This window comes from Amycolatopsis acidicola, assembly GCF_007713735.2.
Taxonomy (GTDB): Bacteria; Actinomycetota; Actinomycetes; order Mycobacteriales; family Pseudonocardiaceae; genus Amycolatopsis_E; species Amycolatopsis_E acidicola.
In genome coordinates this window covers 1-15,511 of the sequence record NZ_VMNW02000140.1, presented here as the reverse complement: position 1 = coordinate 15,511, position 15,511 = coordinate 1, and the positions used below count along the sequence as shown (strand labels likewise).

16 protein-coding genes are annotated in these 15,511 nt (G+C 69.2%); 9 read left to right on the top strand and 7 right to left on the bottom strand.

Annotated elements, in window-relative coordinates; all coding sequences use genetic code 11:
• A partial coding sequence (locus tag FPZ12_RS43220; RefSeq protein WP_279537879.1) for an acetyl-coenzyme A synthetase N-terminal domain-containing protein occupies positions 1 to 228 on the bottom strand: 228 nt, incomplete at its 3' end.
• 223 nt (positions 229 to 451) lie between these two features.
• Between FPZ12_RS43220 and FPZ12_RS43215 the strand changes: the two genes are divergently transcribed.
• Together FPZ12_RS43215 and FPZ12_RS43210 are read left to right on the top strand one after the other, a co-directional pair.
• Positions 452 to 946: a phosphoribosyltransferase gene (locus FPZ12_RS43215; RefSeq protein ID WP_144761435.1), complete on the top strand. Its 495-nt coding sequence runs from the start codon at positions 452 to 454 to the stop codon at positions 944 to 946.
• A complete protein-coding gene (locus FPZ12_RS43210) occupies positions 943 to 1,668 on the top strand; it encodes a Fic family protein (RefSeq protein WP_144761432.1) in 726 nt (241 codons plus the stop codon). The genes FPZ12_RS43215 and FPZ12_RS43210 overlap by 4 nt, the downstream gene beginning before the upstream one ends.
• Positions 1,669 to 1,677: 9 nt before the next feature.
• Here FPZ12_RS43210 and FPZ12_RS43205 read toward each other — a convergent pair whose 3' ends face one another.
• From FPZ12_RS43205 to FPZ12_RS43180, 6 genes are all read right to left on the bottom strand, one after another.
• Positions 1,678 to 2,607: an N-acetylmuramic acid 6-phosphate etherase gene (locus FPZ12_RS43205; protein WP_144761429.1), complete on the bottom strand. Its 930-nt coding sequence runs from the start codon at positions 2,605 to 2,607 to the stop codon at positions 1,678 to 1,680.
• 20 nt (positions 2,608 to 2,627) lie between these two features.
• Complete coding sequence (locus tag FPZ12_RS43200; RefSeq protein WP_243770329.1) at positions 2,628 to 3,620, bottom strand: MurR/RpiR family transcriptional regulator; 993 nt, start codon at positions 3,618 to 3,620, stop codon at positions 2,628 to 2,630.
• 252 nt (positions 3,621 to 3,872) lie between these two features.
• Positions 3,873 to 5,618: a serine hydrolase domain-containing protein gene (locus FPZ12_RS43195; protein ID WP_144761426.1), complete on the bottom strand. Its 1,746-nt coding sequence runs from the start codon at positions 5,616 to 5,618 to the stop codon at positions 3,873 to 3,875.
• Positions 5,619 to 5,625: 7 nt separating this feature from the next.
• Positions 5,626 to 6,864 (bottom strand): exo-beta-N-acetylmuramidase NamZ family protein, encoded by a 1,239-nt coding sequence (locus FPZ12_RS43190; protein WP_208026218.1) that lies wholly within the window; start codon positions 6,862 to 6,864, stop codon positions 5,626 to 5,628.
• Positions 6,861 to 8,642, bottom strand: a complete 1,782-nt coding sequence (locus FPZ12_RS43185) for a glycoside hydrolase family 3 protein (protein WP_144761420.1) — start codon at positions 8,640 to 8,642, stop codon at positions 6,861 to 6,863. The genes FPZ12_RS43190 and FPZ12_RS43185 overlap by 4 nt, the downstream gene beginning before the upstream one ends.
• Positions 8,643 to 9,165: 523 nt before the next feature.
• Positions 9,166 to 10,008, bottom strand: coding sequence for an HAD family hydrolase (locus FPZ12_RS43180; RefSeq protein WP_208026217.1), 843 nt, complete (start codon positions 10,006 to 10,008; stop codon positions 9,166 to 9,168).
• 430 nt (positions 10,009 to 10,438) lie between these two features.
• On the opposite strand from FPZ12_RS43180, the gene ssd reads away from it, so the two are divergent.
• From ssd to FPZ12_RS43145, 7 genes are all read left to right on the top strand, one after another.
• Positions 10,439 to 11,521, top strand: coding sequence for a septum site-determining protein Ssd (ssd, locus tag FPZ12_RS43175; RefSeq protein ID WP_144762330.1), 1,083 nt, complete (start codon positions 10,439 to 10,441; stop codon positions 11,519 to 11,521).
• Positions 11,518 to 12,684, top strand: a complete 1,167-nt coding sequence (locus tag FPZ12_RS43170) for a TadA family conjugal transfer-associated ATPase (RefSeq protein ID WP_144762333.1) — start codon at positions 11,518 to 11,520, stop codon at positions 12,682 to 12,684. Before ssd ends, FPZ12_RS43170 begins: the two co-directional genes overlap by 4 nt.
• On the top strand, positions 12,678 to 13,460 hold the full coding sequence (locus FPZ12_RS43165) for a hypothetical protein (protein ID WP_144762336.1): 783 nt from the start codon (positions 12,678 to 12,680) through the stop codon (positions 13,458 to 13,460). Before FPZ12_RS43170 ends, FPZ12_RS43165 begins: the two co-directional genes overlap by 7 nt.
• 205 nt (positions 13,461 to 13,665) lie before the next feature.
• The gene (locus tag FPZ12_RS43160; protein WP_243770328.1) at positions 13,666 to 14,235 is read left to right on the top strand and encodes a type II secretion system F family protein; all 570 of its coding nucleotides are present in this window, start codon (positions 13,666 to 13,668) and stop codon (positions 14,233 to 14,235) included.
• Positions 14,236 to 14,268: 33 nt separating this feature from the next.
• Positions 14,269 to 14,496, top strand: coding sequence for a DUF4244 domain-containing protein (locus FPZ12_RS43155; RefSeq protein WP_144762342.1), 228 nt, complete (start codon positions 14,269 to 14,271; stop codon positions 14,494 to 14,496).
• A 2-nt stretch (positions 14,497 to 14,498) separates the two neighbouring features.
• A complete protein-coding gene (locus tag FPZ12_RS43150) occupies positions 14,499 to 14,855 on the top strand; it encodes a TadE family type IV pilus minor pilin (RefSeq protein WP_144762345.1) in 357 nt (118 codons plus the stop codon).
• Between the two features lie 34 nt (positions 14,856 to 14,889).
• Positions 14,890 to 15,240, top strand: coding sequence for an Rv3654c family TadE-like protein (locus tag FPZ12_RS43145; protein ID WP_144762348.1), 351 nt, complete (start codon positions 14,890 to 14,892; stop codon positions 15,238 to 15,240).
• Positions 15,241 to 15,511: the final 271 nt, after the last annotated feature.

Genomic DNA, 15,511 nt, shown 5'->3' with positions numbered 1-15,511 from the left:
GCCCACGAACCACTTCGCGAACGGCGCCCCCGACCAATCCAGCACCCGGGACCACTTCGTATCCCACGACAACCGCTCCGCCTGCTCCGCCCAAAACGCCTCACGATCGGCGTCTGCCCGGCCGTACCAGTCCGCGGACGCGTTGGCCTGTGAGGCGAAGTCCGCGGCAGGGGGGAAAGTCCGGTTCTCGGTGAGCAGATTGTCGAGCGCAGGGGACTGCTCGGTCATGGTGCACGGCCTCCTGAAGTTACGTATCGATGGCTTACGCCGGGGAGCACGGTAGCGACGTTAGTACTCAGAGCGAAAGAGCGCGGCACAGCAGACTGCCCGAGTGGAGGGCAACGAAGCCCTTCAGGCGGAGAGCACGGGCGTGTGGACATACGCAGGGTGGTGTTCATCGTCGCACGCAGCGGCGACATATGCTCGCGTGTACTCGGCGGTAGGAGGTCGGATGGCTGAGCGGGAAGAACTCACCTGGGAGTTGTTCGGGGCGGCGAGCAGGGAGCTGGCGCAGGCGATCGCCAACAGCGGGTACGAGCCCGATCTGATCCTGTCGATCGCGCGCGGTGGCCTGTTCGTCGCCGGTGCTCTCGGGTACGCGCTGGACGTCAAGAACCTGCACGTGATGAATGTCGAGTTCTATACCGGTGTGGACGAACGCCTCGACCTGCCCGTGATGCTGCCGCCCGTGCCGAACGCCGTCGATCTGACCGGAGCGCACGTACTCGTCGCCGATGACGTGGCGGACACGGGCGCGACGCTCAAGCTGGTCCGGGACTTCTGCGTGGACCACGTCGCCGAGGTGCGGTGTGCGGTGATCTACGAGAAGCCGCAGTCCGAGATCAAATGTGAGTACGTCTGGCGGCGTACCGACAAGTGGATCAACTTCCCGTGGTCGAGCGTGCCACCCGTGGTGCGACGTGAAGGGCAGGTTTTGGACGCGTGACGGACCCACTGGCCCCGCTGCTCGAACTCGAAGGCGTTGCCGCCGCGGTGAAATCCGCGCAGGATGCGGTGTTCGCGGTGCACCGGCACCCGGCGAATCTGCGCGGCGGCTCGGCGACGGCGGCCGAGGCTTCGGTACGCGCCGCCCGTGCGTCCGCGGCGATCGACGGCGCCGACCCGGAAATCCCGGAAGACGCCGCCGTGACGGACCCCGTGCTGGCAGGTGCGTTGCGGGTGGCCGAATCCGTCGAATCGCTGCTGCCGACGTGGCGCCGCGCGCCCGCGCAAGCGCTTGCCCGCATGCATGTGCTCGCGGCCGCGGATCTGGTGGCGGACAGCGATTCCCTCGGCCGTCCCCGCGAAGGAACCGGCGCCCGGCTGGAGTTGCTGTCGCAGTTGGTCATTGGCGCCACCTCCGTGCCCGGTCCGTTGCTGACCGCTGTCGTGCACGGAGAACTCCTTGCCCTGCAACCATTCGGTAGCGCCGACGGTGTTGTCGCCAGGGCCGCCGCTCGCCTGACGATGGTCGCGACCGGGGTGGACCCGAAATCGCTGACCATCCCCGAAGTGGCCTGCCTGCGCCGGCTCAAGCAGTACCGCGACGCCGCGGCGGCGTTCGCTTCCGGCACCGGCGAAGGTGTCCTGGAGTGGGTGCTTTTCTGTTGCGACGCAATGGAAAAGGGTGCTCGCGAAGCCCGCGGCATCGCCGAAGCCGCGGGCTGAGCCTCTTCGCTACGCGGAGCAGGTGGCGGCTGTCAGCAGCGCGTCGCGCACGTGACCGCCGTTCGCGGCGAGCATCCGCGAAGCGGTCTTCGCGTCCACCCCGGACAGCAGGTGCATCAGCGCGACCTTGAGGTCGCCGCCCGCTTCGGCCAGCGCGTCCGAGCACTCCTGCTCGTCCGCGCCCGTCGCCTCGCCGAGGATCCGCAGTGTGCGGCCACGCAGCTTCGCGTTGGTCGCGCGCATGCTCACCATCAGGTTCGAATAGGTGCGGCCCATCTTGATCATCGTCGTGGTCGAGAACGCGGTGAGGATGATCTTCTGCGCCGTGCCCGCCTTCATCCGGGTGGAACCGGCGATCACCTCGGGCCCGGTGTTCACCGCGATCAGCACGTCCACCCCGACGGGTCGCATCGCCTGCGGGTTGCCGGAGACCAGCGCGGTGTGGGCGCCCCGGCCGCTCGCCGCGTTGAGCGCGCCGAGGACGAACGGGGTGCGGCCGGACGCGGTCAGCCCAAGCACGAAATCGCCGGGCTCGACAACCGCCGCAAGTTCCCTGGCACCCGCCTTCGCGTCGTCCTCGACGTTCTCCACGGCGTCGCGCAGCGCGCGGTCACCGCCCGCGTGGTGCGCGACGAACCAGTCCTTGGGGACGTTGTAGGTGGGGATGAGTTCGGCCGCGTCCAGGACGGCGAGCCGCCCCGAAGTGCCGGCACCGACGTAGTGGACGCGATGCCCGGAGCGCAGCGCGTCCACCGCCAGGTCCACCGCGTTCGCGAGCTCGGGCAGCACCTCGTGCACCGCCTCCGGCACCCGGCGGTCCTCGGAGTTGATCAGGCCGAGGATGCCCAGCGTCGGCATACGGTCGATCTCGGTCGTACGGGGGTTGCGCTGCTCGGTCGGGGAATCGACGTGCACCACCTGGGTCGGCACCGTCATCATGCGCCTCATTTCGTCCGTACTCACTTGCCGGTTTCTCGGGGACGCCTCCTGCCGTCCGGCCTGACCCCGAGCCGATGCCCGCCGACCGCCTCGCGGGTGGCGTCCAGCGCCTGCGACGCGGCATCCATGTGCCGCTGCGCGACGCCGATGAACAGGCAGTCGATCACGGTCAGCTGGGCGATCCGGCTCGCGGTCGCGCCGGAGCGGAACGTGGTCTCCCTGGCCGCGGTGGTCAGCACGTAGTCGGCCACCTCGGTGATGGGGGACCGCGGGAAGTTGGTCAGCGCGACCGTGGTCGCGCCGTGCTCACGCGCCACCCGCAACGCCTCGACGGTGTCGGTGGTCGCGCCGGTGTGGGAAACGCCGATCGCGACGTCACCGGGGCCGAGCACCGCGGCGGACGTGAGCATGATGTGCGTGTCCGACCAGGAGAAGCAGATGCGGCCGATGCGGTGCAGCTTCTGCTGGAGGTCCGCGCCGACGAACGCGCTGGCGCCCACGCCGTAGACGTCCGTGCGACCGGCATCGGAGAGCAGCGCGATCACTCGCTCCAGTGTCGCGATGTCCAGCTGGTCGGCGGTTTCCTCGACCGCGCGGGCGTCGGCGAAGCTGACCTTGCCGACCACCGCGGCCAGGTCGTCGTCGAGCCCGATCTCGCCGCCGAGGTTGCGAGTGGTGCGCGCTTCGGTGCGGGCGGTGTCCGCGGCGAGCGCGATCCGCAGCTGCGGGTACCCGCCGACGCCGACCGCCTTACAGAACCGCGTCACCGTCGTTTCGCTGGTGTTCGCGGCGAGCGCCACCTCGGTGATGCTGCGCCGGGCGACCGCGGACGGATCTTCGAGCACCACCTTGGCCACTCTCTGTTCCGCGCGGGCCAATCCGGGCAGTAACGAGCGGATCCGGACCAGCGGGCTGGCTTCGGACTCCCTGCTGACGGTAACGGTCTCGGTCGGTACCTGTTCGGTTACCGATTCCGCATCCGTTGCCGTGGGAAAGTTACTAACCGTAGGCATTTGAGACAAGGCTACCCACATCCTTCGGGATGATCGCAACTCGTCCGCCCCTGCACGTCCGAGCTGCGTCGACTCAGTTGCCCAGAAAGTCGCCAACCAGGTCTAAGTTGTTAACGTCTACTTGTTAACGACTTGGCAACTTAATGTGGTTCCCGAAACAGCCGACGTTCGTCGGTGGTCCGCCGCGCGTTCCGGTGTTAAGGAACCGCAAGTCGAATGTTATGACGGTCCGTGAGCAAAAAGGATGCCGTTCTACCTTCGGCTGAGCGTCCAACCGAGTGCGTTGAGTGACGAAGGTTCCTGTTCGGCGTCCAACAAAGTCCCGTTGGTGCTGGTTACTCGGACACCGTCCACGTATACGCCGCGACCGGTGTAATTCGCGTCCGTCCCATAGCGCCAGCGAAGAATCACCTGGCTGGCCGCCGGTAATTCTGCCGTCACCGTCCACCATGCCCGGTGCCCGTGCCCGCTCAGTGACGAGGCAGGACCGTTCGGTGCACCCTTCCCGTCCGCGCGCAACTCGACCGGATTCCACGTAACACCGTCCGTGCTTGCTTCGAGTACGAGCGGATCGGTCGGTTCGGTGTCGACGAATGCGTCGAAACGCACCTGCATGGCGCCCGCCGGATGTAACGGCTGTGTGGTGAGGGTCGCAGTGCTGTTGTTGCCGATGTCGCTCCACCACGCGTCGGGGCCGGCGGCAGGGTGGACGGACATCGCCTCCGCCAGCGACGTCGCCCACTTCTCCCTCGCGAAGTTGATCGACCCCCAGTTGCGAGTGGGATGCACCCTGTTCGTCAGCAGGATCGCGATCGAGCGCGACTCCGGGTCGACTACGAACGTGGTGCCGGTGAAGCCCGTGTGCCCAGCCGTGACCGGCGAGGACAGCGCACCCATGTAGAACATCTGGTCCAGCTCGAAACCGAGGCCGTGCTCGTCACCGGGGAAGGCCTGGTTGTAGTTGGTCAGCATCTCGCGCACGGTCTCCGGCCGCAGGATCCGCGCGCCGCGGTACGAGCCGCCGTTGAGGATCGCCTGCCCGAGCACCGCCATGTCCGGCGCCGTCGAGAAAATCCCCGCGTGCCCGGACACACCGCCGAGCGCCCAGGCGTTTTCGTCGTGCACCTGCCCGCGCAGGAGACCGCGGGGCGGATCGGTTTCGAATTCGGTGGCGGCTGTGCGATCGAGCTTCGACGCCGGTGGGTTGTAGCCGGTGTCGGCCATCCCGAGCGGTTCCGTGATTTTCTCGCGCACCACGGCGTCCAGCGGTTGTCCGGTGAGCTGTTCGACCAGGAAACCCAGCGTCATCAGGTTGATGTCGGAGTACATGTACGCCGTGCCGGGTGGGTGCACCAGCGGGCTGTCGAGCACCGCCTTGCGCCGCGACGGGATATCGGGATAGCCCTGCCACAGCGAAGGTTGCGGGTCGGCGTCCAAACCCGAGGTGTGGGTGAGCAACTGCCGCACGGTGACGTCCTGCTTGCCGTTCGTGACGAACTCCGGCAGGTAGCGGGCGACCGGCGCATCCAGTTCGGCCTTGTGCTGCTCCACCAGTTGCAGTACGGCGATCGAGGTGAAGAGCTTCGTGATCGAAGCCATGTCGAAGATCGTGTCCAGGCGCATCGGCACCTGTTCGGCCGCGGGCAGTTCCGTGCCCGCGGCGTCGGCGTACCGCACCGCGCCCCCGGCGGTGTACTGGTCCACGAGCACGCCGTCATGGGCGAGCAGCCCGACCGCGCCGGAGAAATGCGGATGACCGGTCGCGGGATCCGTCCTGGTCCAGCTGGTCAGGAACTCCTCGGCCGACTTGAGCGGCCCCTCGGCCAGCCCCACGTCCGCGGGACTGCCCGCCCGCAACACGGTGTTCGCGGGCGCGAAGCTCTGCTGCGGCCGGTCGAACCGGCCTGCCCACGGCTGACGGACCTCGGCGATGGCGCTCGCTCCCGGGATGATCAAGGTCGCGACGAGCAGTACGACCAGTAACTTGCCGATGCGCATGACGACCTCACCAGTACAGCAGGTACGGCTGCCGCCGCTGGACGAACCCGGCCAGTTCCGCCTGCCACGAACCGACGATCTCGTCCACCCCCGCGCCCGCGTCGACCATCTCGCGCAACCGGGCGGACCCGGACAGCTTGTCGATCATCAGATCCTGCCGCCACCCGAACAGGTTCGGATGCAGCCGTTTCGCGGAGACGAACATCGCGACGGCCGTGCGGATGGCGTCGAAAACCTGGGGATCGGTGACCGTGACCTGTACACCGCCGCAGGTTTCGTTCACGAACTTGCCGAACGTGGGCACGAAGTACGTTTCGCGGAACACGACTCCCGGTAAGCCCTGCGCGCTCAGGTCGTCCCGCCAGCGCCAGTCCACGCCGGGGGCTCCGACGATTTCGAAGGGCCTCGTCGTGCCGCGCCCCTCGGAGAACACCGTGCCCTCGAACATGCCGAGGCCCGGATACACCAGCGCCGTGTCCGGGGTGGGCATGTTCGGGCTCGGCGGCGTCCACCGCAGCCCGGTCCGCGCGAAGAACAGCTCTCGGCGCCAGCCCTCGGCCCGCACCACTTCGAGGTCGAGCCCGGCCGAGGACAGGAACTCCCCGGCGAAGTACCGGGCGAGCTCGCCCACCGTCATCCCGTGCTGCTGCACTATCGGCTTCAGTCCCACTCCCGACGCGAACGCCGGGTCGAGCATCGGGCCGAAAGCCTTGCCGCCCAACGGGTTCGGCCGGTCCAGCACCAGGAACGATGCTTCGGCGCGAGCTGCCGCCGCCATCGCGGTGTAAAGCGACCAGATGTAGGTATAGAAGCGGGCGCCGACATCGGCGATGTCGAAGACGATCGTGTCGGCCCCGGATTTGGTGATCATGCCGGCGAGTCCGTCGACGCTCGCGCCGTACGCGTCGTACACCGGTATCCCTGTGCGCGGATCGGTGTAGTCGCCTTCTGAACCGCCCGCCTGTGCGCTGCCGCGGAAACCGTGCTCGGGCCCGAACGCCGCCACCGGACGTACTCCCGCGGCCACCATCGAATCGACGATGTGCGTGAAGTCCGCCAGTACGCCGGTGGGATTCGACAGCACGCCGACTTTCCGCCCGGCCAGCTTTTGCCAGCCCTGCGCGGCGAGTTGGTCCGCCGCCGGTGTCACGGTTGTCGGAATTTCCGCTGCCAGCGCCGAACCGCCGGCCAGCAGCGGGGTGGCCAATGCTCCTACTGTCAGCGCGCTGCGCCGGCTCAGGTTCACCACGTCAGCCCCGTGCCGTACGAGTACAGGATGCGGTTCGGGTCGTCACCGGCCGGGATGTTCACCGGCAGCCTGCCCTGCGGGGAAATCTTTCCGGTCAGTACCTTGGCCAGCGAGGCCATCGAGACGTCCCGCCAGTCGTAGGTGGCCACCCAGGTCGGCACGTCGGCGTAGCCAGGGTCGTAGGGCTCCTGGACGCTCACCGCGACCACGGGTTTGCCGGTGGCCTGCAGCGCGTTCACCAAATCCCGCTGCGGCTGCGAAGTGCGGAGCCCGTTCGTCAGCACCACCACCGTTTTCGCGTTGCCCGCAGCCGAAACCGCCCGGCTGATCTGCTCCGCCGTCGGGCTCGCACCGGTGGGCAACGCGGTGCCGCCGAGTTGCGTGGCGAGGGCGTTCACCGGCTCCGCCGGATAGCCGGGATACGCCGGGTTGTTCCAGCCGGTGACCAGGACGCCGCTCGAATCCTTGAGCGGCAACAGGTTCGGGTCGTTACGCAGCACGGTCGTGGTCTTGTCGGTCAGCTGCTGGATCGCGGCTCGGTGCTCGGCGGTGCCGACCGTGTTGTCCACGCGGCCGCCGGTGAACGGCTTCGCGACGATTCCCCGTTTGTGCTTGAGCTCCAGGATCCGCAGCACGCTCTGGTCGATGCGGCTTTCGGTGAGCCGCCCGCTGTGCACCGCGTCGAGCACCCCGTTGACGGCCACCCCGAGATCCGGCGGCATCAGCATCTGGTCGACCCCGGCTTCCAGCGCCAGCACGGGGATTTCCGAATCCGGGTGCAGCTGCCGGACGCCCGCCATCTGCAGCGAGTCGGTGACCACGACACCGTCGTAGCCGAGCTCGCCCCGCAGGATCCCGGTCATGATCGGCTTCGACAACGTGGCGGGTTCGCCGGACGGGTCGAGGCTGGGCACCGTGATGTGCGCCGTCATGATCACGTCGGTACCCGCGTCGATCGCGGACCGGAACGGCGGCAGGTCGATCTCCCGCCACTGCTGTTCGGTGTGGCTGATGACCGGCAGGCCCGTGTGGCTGTCCGTCGCCGCGTCGCCGTGTCCGGGGAAGTGTTTCGCCGCCGAGGACACGGTTTCCGTTGCGGGACCTGAGTTCTGGTAGCCGTCCACTTCGGCGGCCACCAGTTCGCTCGCCAGCGCGGGATCCGCGGAGAACGACCGCGAACCGATGACCGGGTTGAGCGGGTTGGAGTTCACGTCCGCGTCCGGAGCGAAGTCCTGGTTGATTCCCATCGCGCGCAGTTCGCGCCCGTTGATGGTGGCGAGCTGCTTCGCGCCGGCCGCGCTTCGGCTCGCGCCGACCGCCATGCTCGCCGGATATTCCGTTGCCGGAGCGGCGATCCGGGTGACCCGGCCGCCCTCCTGGTCGGTCGACACGATGAGCGGCAGGTGCGCCCCGGAGGACAGCGCCGCGCGCTGCAGACCGTCGGACAGGCGGGCGACCTGCGCCGGGTCGTCCACGTTGTCGGTGCCGGAGTTGTTGAAGTAGATGACCCCGCCGGGGTGGTAGCGCTGGACGACCTGAGCCGGCGTGTCCACTCCGTACTTCGTCTGGTTGCCGGGATCCGTCTCGTCCGCGGACTTACCCCAGACGTCGGCGACGAACAGCTGCCCGACCTTCTCCTCGAGCGACATCCCGCGCAGCGTTCGCTGCGCCCACGACACCGCCTGTTCGTCAGCGCCGGGGATCCGCGGCGCGGCAGCGGCCGGGCCCACTGCGCTGAGCCCGCTCACGATGAGCGCTCCGGCGACTGTCGCCATAAGCGCATTGTTCCTCCGGCCCACGGATGGCCTCCCTCCAGTACCGGGGCCGGCGGAAAGATTTCCACCCGCACCACTCGGTAACCGGGAAGCTACTCACTCGCGATGAGCGCGGTCAACGGCTGCCTCTGCCATTCGGCAGATCCCTGATCGGGGGAACTTTTCGGAGAAAGAGACCCGTAAACGTGCGCGGGCGCCGCCGGCACAATGCCGGCGGCGCCCGCCCGCGCGGACCGCTCGGGTGACCAAGCGTGCAACTCGTGTCGTATCTATCTGGACTCGGCGTCCGGCGTCCCGGTACGCAGTCCCCTTGACGACAAGCCTCCCGCGGCGTGCTGCGCGTGGGTGCCCGGAGTCCGCGCACGGAGATCCCTCGGGGTGGAGTGAAGCTTCTCTTCGCTTCGTCCCTGGCCGACAGGATGTCCGCACCTCCAGTTCTACCCAGTGACGGCCGTCACTTCAAGGGGTCGAACGGGTGCACCGGTACAGAGACTCGATTCGGTGATGAGACCACCGTGGGCGACTATCGTTCCCGTCGCTTGCGCGCCAGTCCGTACCAGGTCACGCCTGCTGCGGCGACCGCGCCGATGCCCACGCCCACCGCGAGCGCGGTCGGCGACGGCGCCGGGATCCGGCTGCGCAGCGAAACGGGGTTTTCGAAGGTCAGCACGGGCCAGTCGCGCTCGACCGCGAGCCGGCGCAGCGCCTTGTCCGGGTTGACGGCGTGCGGGTGGCCGACCACTTCGAGCATCGGCGCGTCGGTGCTGGAGTCGGTGTAGGCGTAGCAGCTCGCGAGGTCGTAGCCGTACTCGGCGGAGAGCTGCTTCGCCGCGACGGCCTTTTGCTCGCCGTAGCAATAGAAATCGACCTGGCCCGAATACCGGCCGTCGACGATCTCCATCCGCGTCGCGACGCTGCGGGTGGCACCGAGCATGGCCGCGATCGGGGCGACCACCTCTTCGCCGGCCGCGGACAGCACGATCACGTCGTGGCCCCGCTCCTTATGGGAGGCGATCAGCTCCGCCGCCTCGGCGTAGACGAGCGGGTCGACGATGTCGTGCAGCGTCTCGTTGACGATGGCGCGGACCTGCGCGACGTCCCAGCCGGCGCACAGCGCGGAGATCTCTTCGCGCATCCGCTCCGTGCGGTCCTCGTCCGCGCCGGAAAGCGAGAAGACCAGCTGCGCATACGCGCTCTTGAGCGCCGCGCGCCGGCTGATCAGGCCCTGGCGCAGCAAAGGTTTGCTGAACGCGAGCGCGCTGGAAGAGGCGATGATCGTCTTGTCGAGGTCGAAAAAGGCCGCGACGCCGGTACCCGGTGCCGCGGCGGGCGCTGCGCTCTCCGGCGAGCTGATCGGTTCTGCCACCCGTCCAGGATAGAAGCTCCTTCGCTGCGCGGCCGTGAGGTGACCACGACCGGCACCGCACCGGCTGAAAATTCGTTACCACCACAGGAAATCGATTGCTGATTTACGTTATCGAATTGTGGAGGTCGATCCCGCGGATCGCGGAGTTATGGTGATCCTGCCCGGTGCACACACCGGCTTGGTTCAGCCCGACCCCCCGGGGCTGAACCGTCGGCGACCCCCGTCCCTCCCCCCTGGCGGGGGTCGCCTCTATCAACCCGGATTTCGGTGCTGCGGCCCGGTTTCGGCTCCCGTTCCGGCCGGATCCGGCGGACTTATCCACACCACCCCAGTTGTCCACAGGCGAGGCAATTCGTTATTGCCCGCCCAGTGTCCCCGGCGCCACGGTGGAACAAGCCGAATTCCACCACCGAAATCCTGGGGGCTTCCGATGACCGACCACCGGCCGCTCGTCATCATCACCGACGAGACACTGCTCGACGAGGTGCTGCGCGCCGCTGCCGCCACCGGGTGCGAGCTCCACCGCGCCCCCGATCCGCTGGCCGTGCGTGCGGAATGGATCCGGGCGCCGCTCGTCCTGATCGACGAGCACGTGCTCGCCACCGGTTTCGAGCTGCCCCGCCGCGCGGACATCCTGCTGATCACCAAGGGCCCGCCCGCGGCGGCCACCTGGGAGCGCGCGTTCGAGGCCGGGGTGCAGCAGGTGTTGTCCCTGCCCGACGCGGAGACGGCGCTGATGGGCGCCTTCGCCGACGTGGTCGAGGGGCCGGGAGAGCCGGGCGGCTGCGTGATCGGGGTGCTCGGTGGCCGGGGCGGGGCGGGCGCGTCGGTGTTCGCGACGGCGCTGGCACTGGGAGGTTCCGGTTCGGGTTCCGGCGCGCTGCTGGTCGACTGCGACCCGCTCGGTGGTGGCATCGACCTCTTGCTGGGCGCGGAGTTCCAGGACGGCAGCCGGTGGTCCGGGTTGCGGCTGGATGGTGGCCGGGTCTCGATGTCGACGTTGGAGGGCGCGTTGCCGTCGCATTCTTTCCGCGGTCGGCGGCTGCCTTTCGTCTCGTGTGAACCGGAGGGCGCGGGCCCCACGCCCGAAGCGATAGCGTCCGTTGTGGACGCTGGGCGCCGGGCGGGGCGCCTGGTCGTATGCGACCTCCCGCGCAATCTCGACGCCTGCGCCGAGGCTGTCCTCGACAGGGCGGATCTGCTCGTATTGGTGGTACCGGCCGAGATCCGGTCGTGTGTCTCGGCCCGGGGCGTGCTCGGCAGGCTCGGTACGCGCGCGGGTCGGGTTCGTCTGGTGGTGCGCGGCCCTTCTCCGGGCGGGCTTGCCCCGGCCGATGTGGCGGACGCGGTCAAGGCTCCGCTGCTGGTGTCGATGGCGTCCGAACGCAACCTCGGCAAAGCTCTGGACGCGGGGCAGTTCCCGTTCCGCAACCGCGGGCCACTGGCCATGGCGGCGCAGGTCGCCTTGGCCGCGCTGCGGGCTGAGTTGGGCGTGATCGAGGCCGCGGCATGAATACCGAACTGGTCGACAGAGTCCGCCTTCGCTTGGCGGGCAACGGTTCCGGCACCGATCCGGCCGCCGTGGCCGATGCCGTGCGTGCCGAGGCGGGCGGTCCGGTGGGGCACGTCGAAGTGCTCGACGTGTTGCGCACGCTCCGGCGCGAGTTCACCGGAGCCGGGCCGTTGGAGGCGTTGCTCGCCCGGCCGGGCACCACGGACGTGCTCGTCACGGCGCCGGGCGAGGTGTGGGTCGACGGGCCGGAAGGCCTGCGCCGCACCGAAATCCGGTTCGCGGATGACGAGTCGGTACGTCGGCTCGCTCAGCGGCTGGCGCTCGCGGCCGGCCGTCGGCTGGATGACGCACAGCCCTATGTGGACGGTTGGTTGCCCGGGATGAGCGCGCAGGGTTCGGTGCGGTTGCACGCCGTTCTGCCACCGGTCGCCGCAGGCGGGACATGCATCTCGCTTCGCGTGCTGCGGCCTGCCGCGCACGATTTGGGAGCGCTCAGCGCATTGGGCGCTTTCCGCGGCCAGGGCGTGGAGTTGGTCCGGGCAGTCGTCGCCGCCCGTCTCGCGTTCCTCGTGACGGGCGGCACCGGTGCCGGAAAGAGCACCTTGCTGGCCGCCATGCTCGGCGCGGTCGCGCCGGCGGAGCGGATCGTCTGTGTGGAGGACGCGGGAGAGCTACAGCCCGAGCACCCGCAGTTCGTCCGGCTGGTCGCCCGCCCGCCGAATGTCGAGGGCGCGGGTGAGGTCACCTTGCGAGACCTGGTGCGCCAGGCGCTGCGAATGCGGCCGGATCGCTTGGTCGTGGGTGAGGTCCGCGGCCGCGAGGTCTGTGAACTGCTCAACGCCTTGAACACCGGGCATGACGGCGGCGCCTGCACGCTGCACGCCAACTCACCCGCCGAGGTACCGGCGCGTTTGGAGGCATTGGCGGCGCTCGGTGGGTTGCCCCGTTCGGCGTTGCACAGCCAACTTGCCGCAGCGGTGCAGGTCGTGTTGCACATGCGGCGGGCCGGTGCAGACAGGCAACTCGCCGAGGTCGGGGTCCTGAGCCGGGACGCGAGCGGTGATGTCCGGGTGCTCCCGGTCTGGCAGCACGGCGAGTGGACGAAGCGGAAGGCGTTGTTCCTGGCGTTACTGGCGGCCCGAGGGGTGCGATTTCCATGCTGAGCGCCACGTTGGCGTGTGTCGCGGCCGCGTTGCTGTGCTGGCCCGTCCGCCAGGGGTTGGCGCGCTTCTCGGCGCTCTTCTCGCAGGGAGAAAAGCGGAACTGGCGCCCGCCGACGAACTGGATGCCGGTCGCAGGGCTACTGGCCCTGCTCCCGTTGGCCGGGCCCGCGGGCGCTGTCGCCGTGGGATTGCTGGGGGCAGCCTGGTGGCGGCGCCGAGCGGCCCGGCGGCGTACGAAAGCTGAGGTCGCTGCGGGCCGTGCCTTGGCGGAAGCGCTCTACGCGATGGTCTCCGAGTTGCGCGGTGGCGCGGCACCGGCCGCCGCGGCCGTGTCGGCCGGCGCCGATGCCCCTAGGGAAGTCGCCGATCTGATGCGAATGTTGGCGTCAGCCGCCACCTTCGGGGACGAGGTCCGGATTCCGGCCGGTTCGGGGCCGTTCGCGTTGTGGCAGGGGCAGGTGGCCCAGGCGTGGTCGCTGAGTCGTCGGCACGGCCTGCCACTGGCCGAACTCCTGGAAGCTGTTCGCCGAGACGTGATCGCGCGAACTCGTTTCACCGCGAGGGTCGAGGCCTCGATGGCAGGTCCGCGCGCCAGCGCGGCTGTCTTGGCCGCGCTCCCGTTGCTCGGCTTGTTGCTCGGCGAAGCGATGGGCGCGCATCCGATCCACGTGCTTACCGGAACCAATGCCGGACAGGTCTTGCTGCTCCTCGGGGCGGCGCTGATTCTCACCGGCACCGCTTGGAGCGCCCGCCTGACCCGCGTGACCCGCGACTGATCCGCGGGCTGCGGCGGTACCAGAACTCACTACATCTCTGTCTGGAGGAACCCATGCTCGTTTACCATCCGATCGCCGTCAGTTCCCACCTGGGGAGCAGGCACACGCCCCGATCTCCTGTTCGCTTCGCACACCGGCGTTCGCCTCCGGCGGATGTCCGTTCCCGCCGCCGTCGGCCGGAGCTCGAGTGATGGCTGGCCAAGCCATGGCGCTGCTGGCCGCGGCGCTCGTCGTGTTGCCGGGTCAGGGCGCAGCCCACGCGCGGTTCGCGCGCTTGATGGCCCACGCGGCGGTGGAAAGGTCCCGTTTTCCTTGGCCTGGCAAGCGAAAGCCGCAGCCGGGTGAGGTCGGGCTCGCGGCAAGGTGGGATCTGCTGGCGGCTTGCCTCCGGGCCGGCATGCCGGTGCCTGCTGCCATCGACGCGATCATCGAGGAACTGGTGGGCCCCGAAGCGGACGCTCTCCGAGCGGCGTCCGTGTTGCTCGCCCTGGGTGCGGATGCGGCCGAGGCGTGGGCGCCGGCACGTGACTGTCCCGGAACGGCGGAGCTGGCCCGGTCCGCACGCCGGACGGCTCGCTCCGGTAGCGCGCTTGCTCAAGCCGCGGAGGAAATCGCCGCGCAGTCGCGTGCGTCGCTCGCCGATCGCGCGGAGGAGAAGGCGCAACGAGCGGGCGTGCTGATCGCCGGGCCGTTGGCCCTGTGCTTCCTGCCCGCCTTTCTCTGCCTGGGGGTGGTGCCGGTCGTGCTCGGGCTCGCCGGCCGCCTCACCGTTTGAACGTCCACAGTAGACAAATCGAAGGGATTTCCCATGTTCTTGCAGACAACCGGTCGTCACGCCCGCCGCCGCGCACGGTGGTGGCACCGCTGGTTCCGCTCGTTCGCCTCGGCCGACGAAGGGATGAGCACAGCCGAGTACGCGATCGGCACCGTCGCGGCCGCTGGTTTCGCCGGCGTGCTCTACATGGTGCTCACCGGCGATTCGGTCGTGTCGGTCCTGCGCTCGGTGATCGAACACGCGATGACAGTGCAGTTCTGACGATGCGTGGCCAATCCGACCGCGGCGCGGTCACCGTCGAGGCGGCCATCGCGCTGTGCGGGCTCACGGCGGTGCTCGGTCTCATACTGTCGGGCGCCCTCGCGGTGGCGGGTGAGCTGCGGTGTGCCGACGCAGCCCGTGAAGCCGCCCGGTTGGTCGCGCGCGGCGATCGGCCGCTGGCGGATCAGGCTGTCGAGAAGCTGGCGCCGGCAGGCGCCCGGTTGAGCGTGACGGAGTCCGGTGCTGCCGTAACAGCCGAGGTCGAGGCCGACGCGGTCGGTGGTCTACTGCCTGGCCTCCGGTTGAGTGCCCGCGCGTATGAGGTGCTCGAGCCGGGAGTGTCCGATGTTCCGGGCTGAGCGTGGGTCCCGGAGCGAGCGGAGCGAGAGCGGGATGGCCACAGTGTGGGCAGCCGGTGCGGTCGCCGTGCTGCTGGGGATCGCCGGGCTGTTGTTTCTCCTCGGTTCGGCGATCCTCACTCGTCACCGCGCGACCAATGCCGCCGACCTGGCCGCACTCGCGGCGGCGGGCCAAGCGGAGCTGGGAGTGGCAGCGGCCTGTGGACGCGCGCAGGCCGTCACCGAGGAAATGACCGTGCAACTGGTCAGCTGCCGCCTCGACCAGTGGGACGCACTCGTGGAAGTCGAAGCCGCCGCACCGGGAGGCTTCGGCTCCGCGACAGCCCACGCCCGGGCGGGCCCAGTCGCCCGCGACTCACCGGTGCCCGCGCCACCCACCGGCTAGCGGCGTCGTTGGCGGGGCGCGGTGGCGCGGTCGTTGCGCTCACCACCCACCGCACTCCGCCGACGCCCTGCTCGTGATCACCGCTCACCCGCGCTCACCAGTCGCCGCTCGTCCGTGACCACCACCAACCACCCCGGCACGCCAACCCGCCAACCCGCGCCCACCAACCTGCGGCGCCTCAACCGGGTGGCCGGGCCAACCCGCCAAGGAACCGCCGCGTCCAGCCAACCCATCCGATCCCATCCGACACAGCCACCCCACCAACCGCCGC

Bases quoted from the DNA above. Each gene is read 5' to 3' on its own strand.
- FPZ12_RS43215 (WP_144761435.1), top strand. From the start codon at position 452: ATGGCTGAGCGGGAAGAACTCACCTGGGAGTTGTTCGGGGCGGCGAGC.
- FPZ12_RS43205 (WP_144761429.1), bottom strand. From the start codon at position 2,607: ATGATGACGGTGCCGACCCAGGTGGTGCACGTCGATTCCCCGACCGAG.
- FPZ12_RS43200 (WP_243770329.1), bottom strand. From the start codon at position 3,620: ATGCCTACGGTTAGTAACTTTCCCACGGCAACGGATGCGGAATCGGTA.
- FPZ12_RS43195 (WP_144761426.1), bottom strand. From the start codon at position 5,618: ATGCGCATCGGCAAGTTACTGGTCGTACTGCTCGTCGCGACCTTGATC.
- FPZ12_RS43185 (WP_144761420.1), bottom strand. From the start codon at position 8,642: ATGGCGACAGTCGCCGGAGCGCTCATCGTGAGCGGGCTCAGCGCAGTG.
- ssd (WP_144762330.1), top strand. From the start codon at position 10,439: ATGACCGACCACCGGCCGCTCGTCATCATCACCGACGAGACACTGCTC.
- FPZ12_RS43170 (WP_144762333.1), top strand. From the start codon at position 11,518: ATGAATACCGAACTGGTCGACAGAGTCCGCCTTCGCTTGGCGGGCAAC.
- FPZ12_RS43165 (WP_144762336.1), top strand. From the start codon at position 12,678: ATGCTGAGCGCCACGTTGGCGTGTGTCGCGGCCGCGTTGCTGTGCTGG.
- FPZ12_RS43160 (WP_243770328.1), top strand. From the start codon at position 13,666: ATGGCGCTGCTGGCCGCGGCGCTCGTCGTGTTGCCGGGTCAGGGCGCA.
- FPZ12_RS43155 (WP_144762342.1), top strand. From the start codon at position 14,269: ATGTTCTTGCAGACAACCGGTCGTCACGCCCGCCGCCGCGCACGGTGG.
- FPZ12_RS43150 (WP_144762345.1), top strand. From the start codon at position 14,499: ATGCGTGGCCAATCCGACCGCGGCGCGGTCACCGTCGAGGCGGCCATC.
- FPZ12_RS43145 (WP_144762348.1), top strand. From the start codon at position 14,890: ATGGCCACAGTGTGGGCAGCCGGTGCGGTCGCCGTGCTGCTGGGGATC.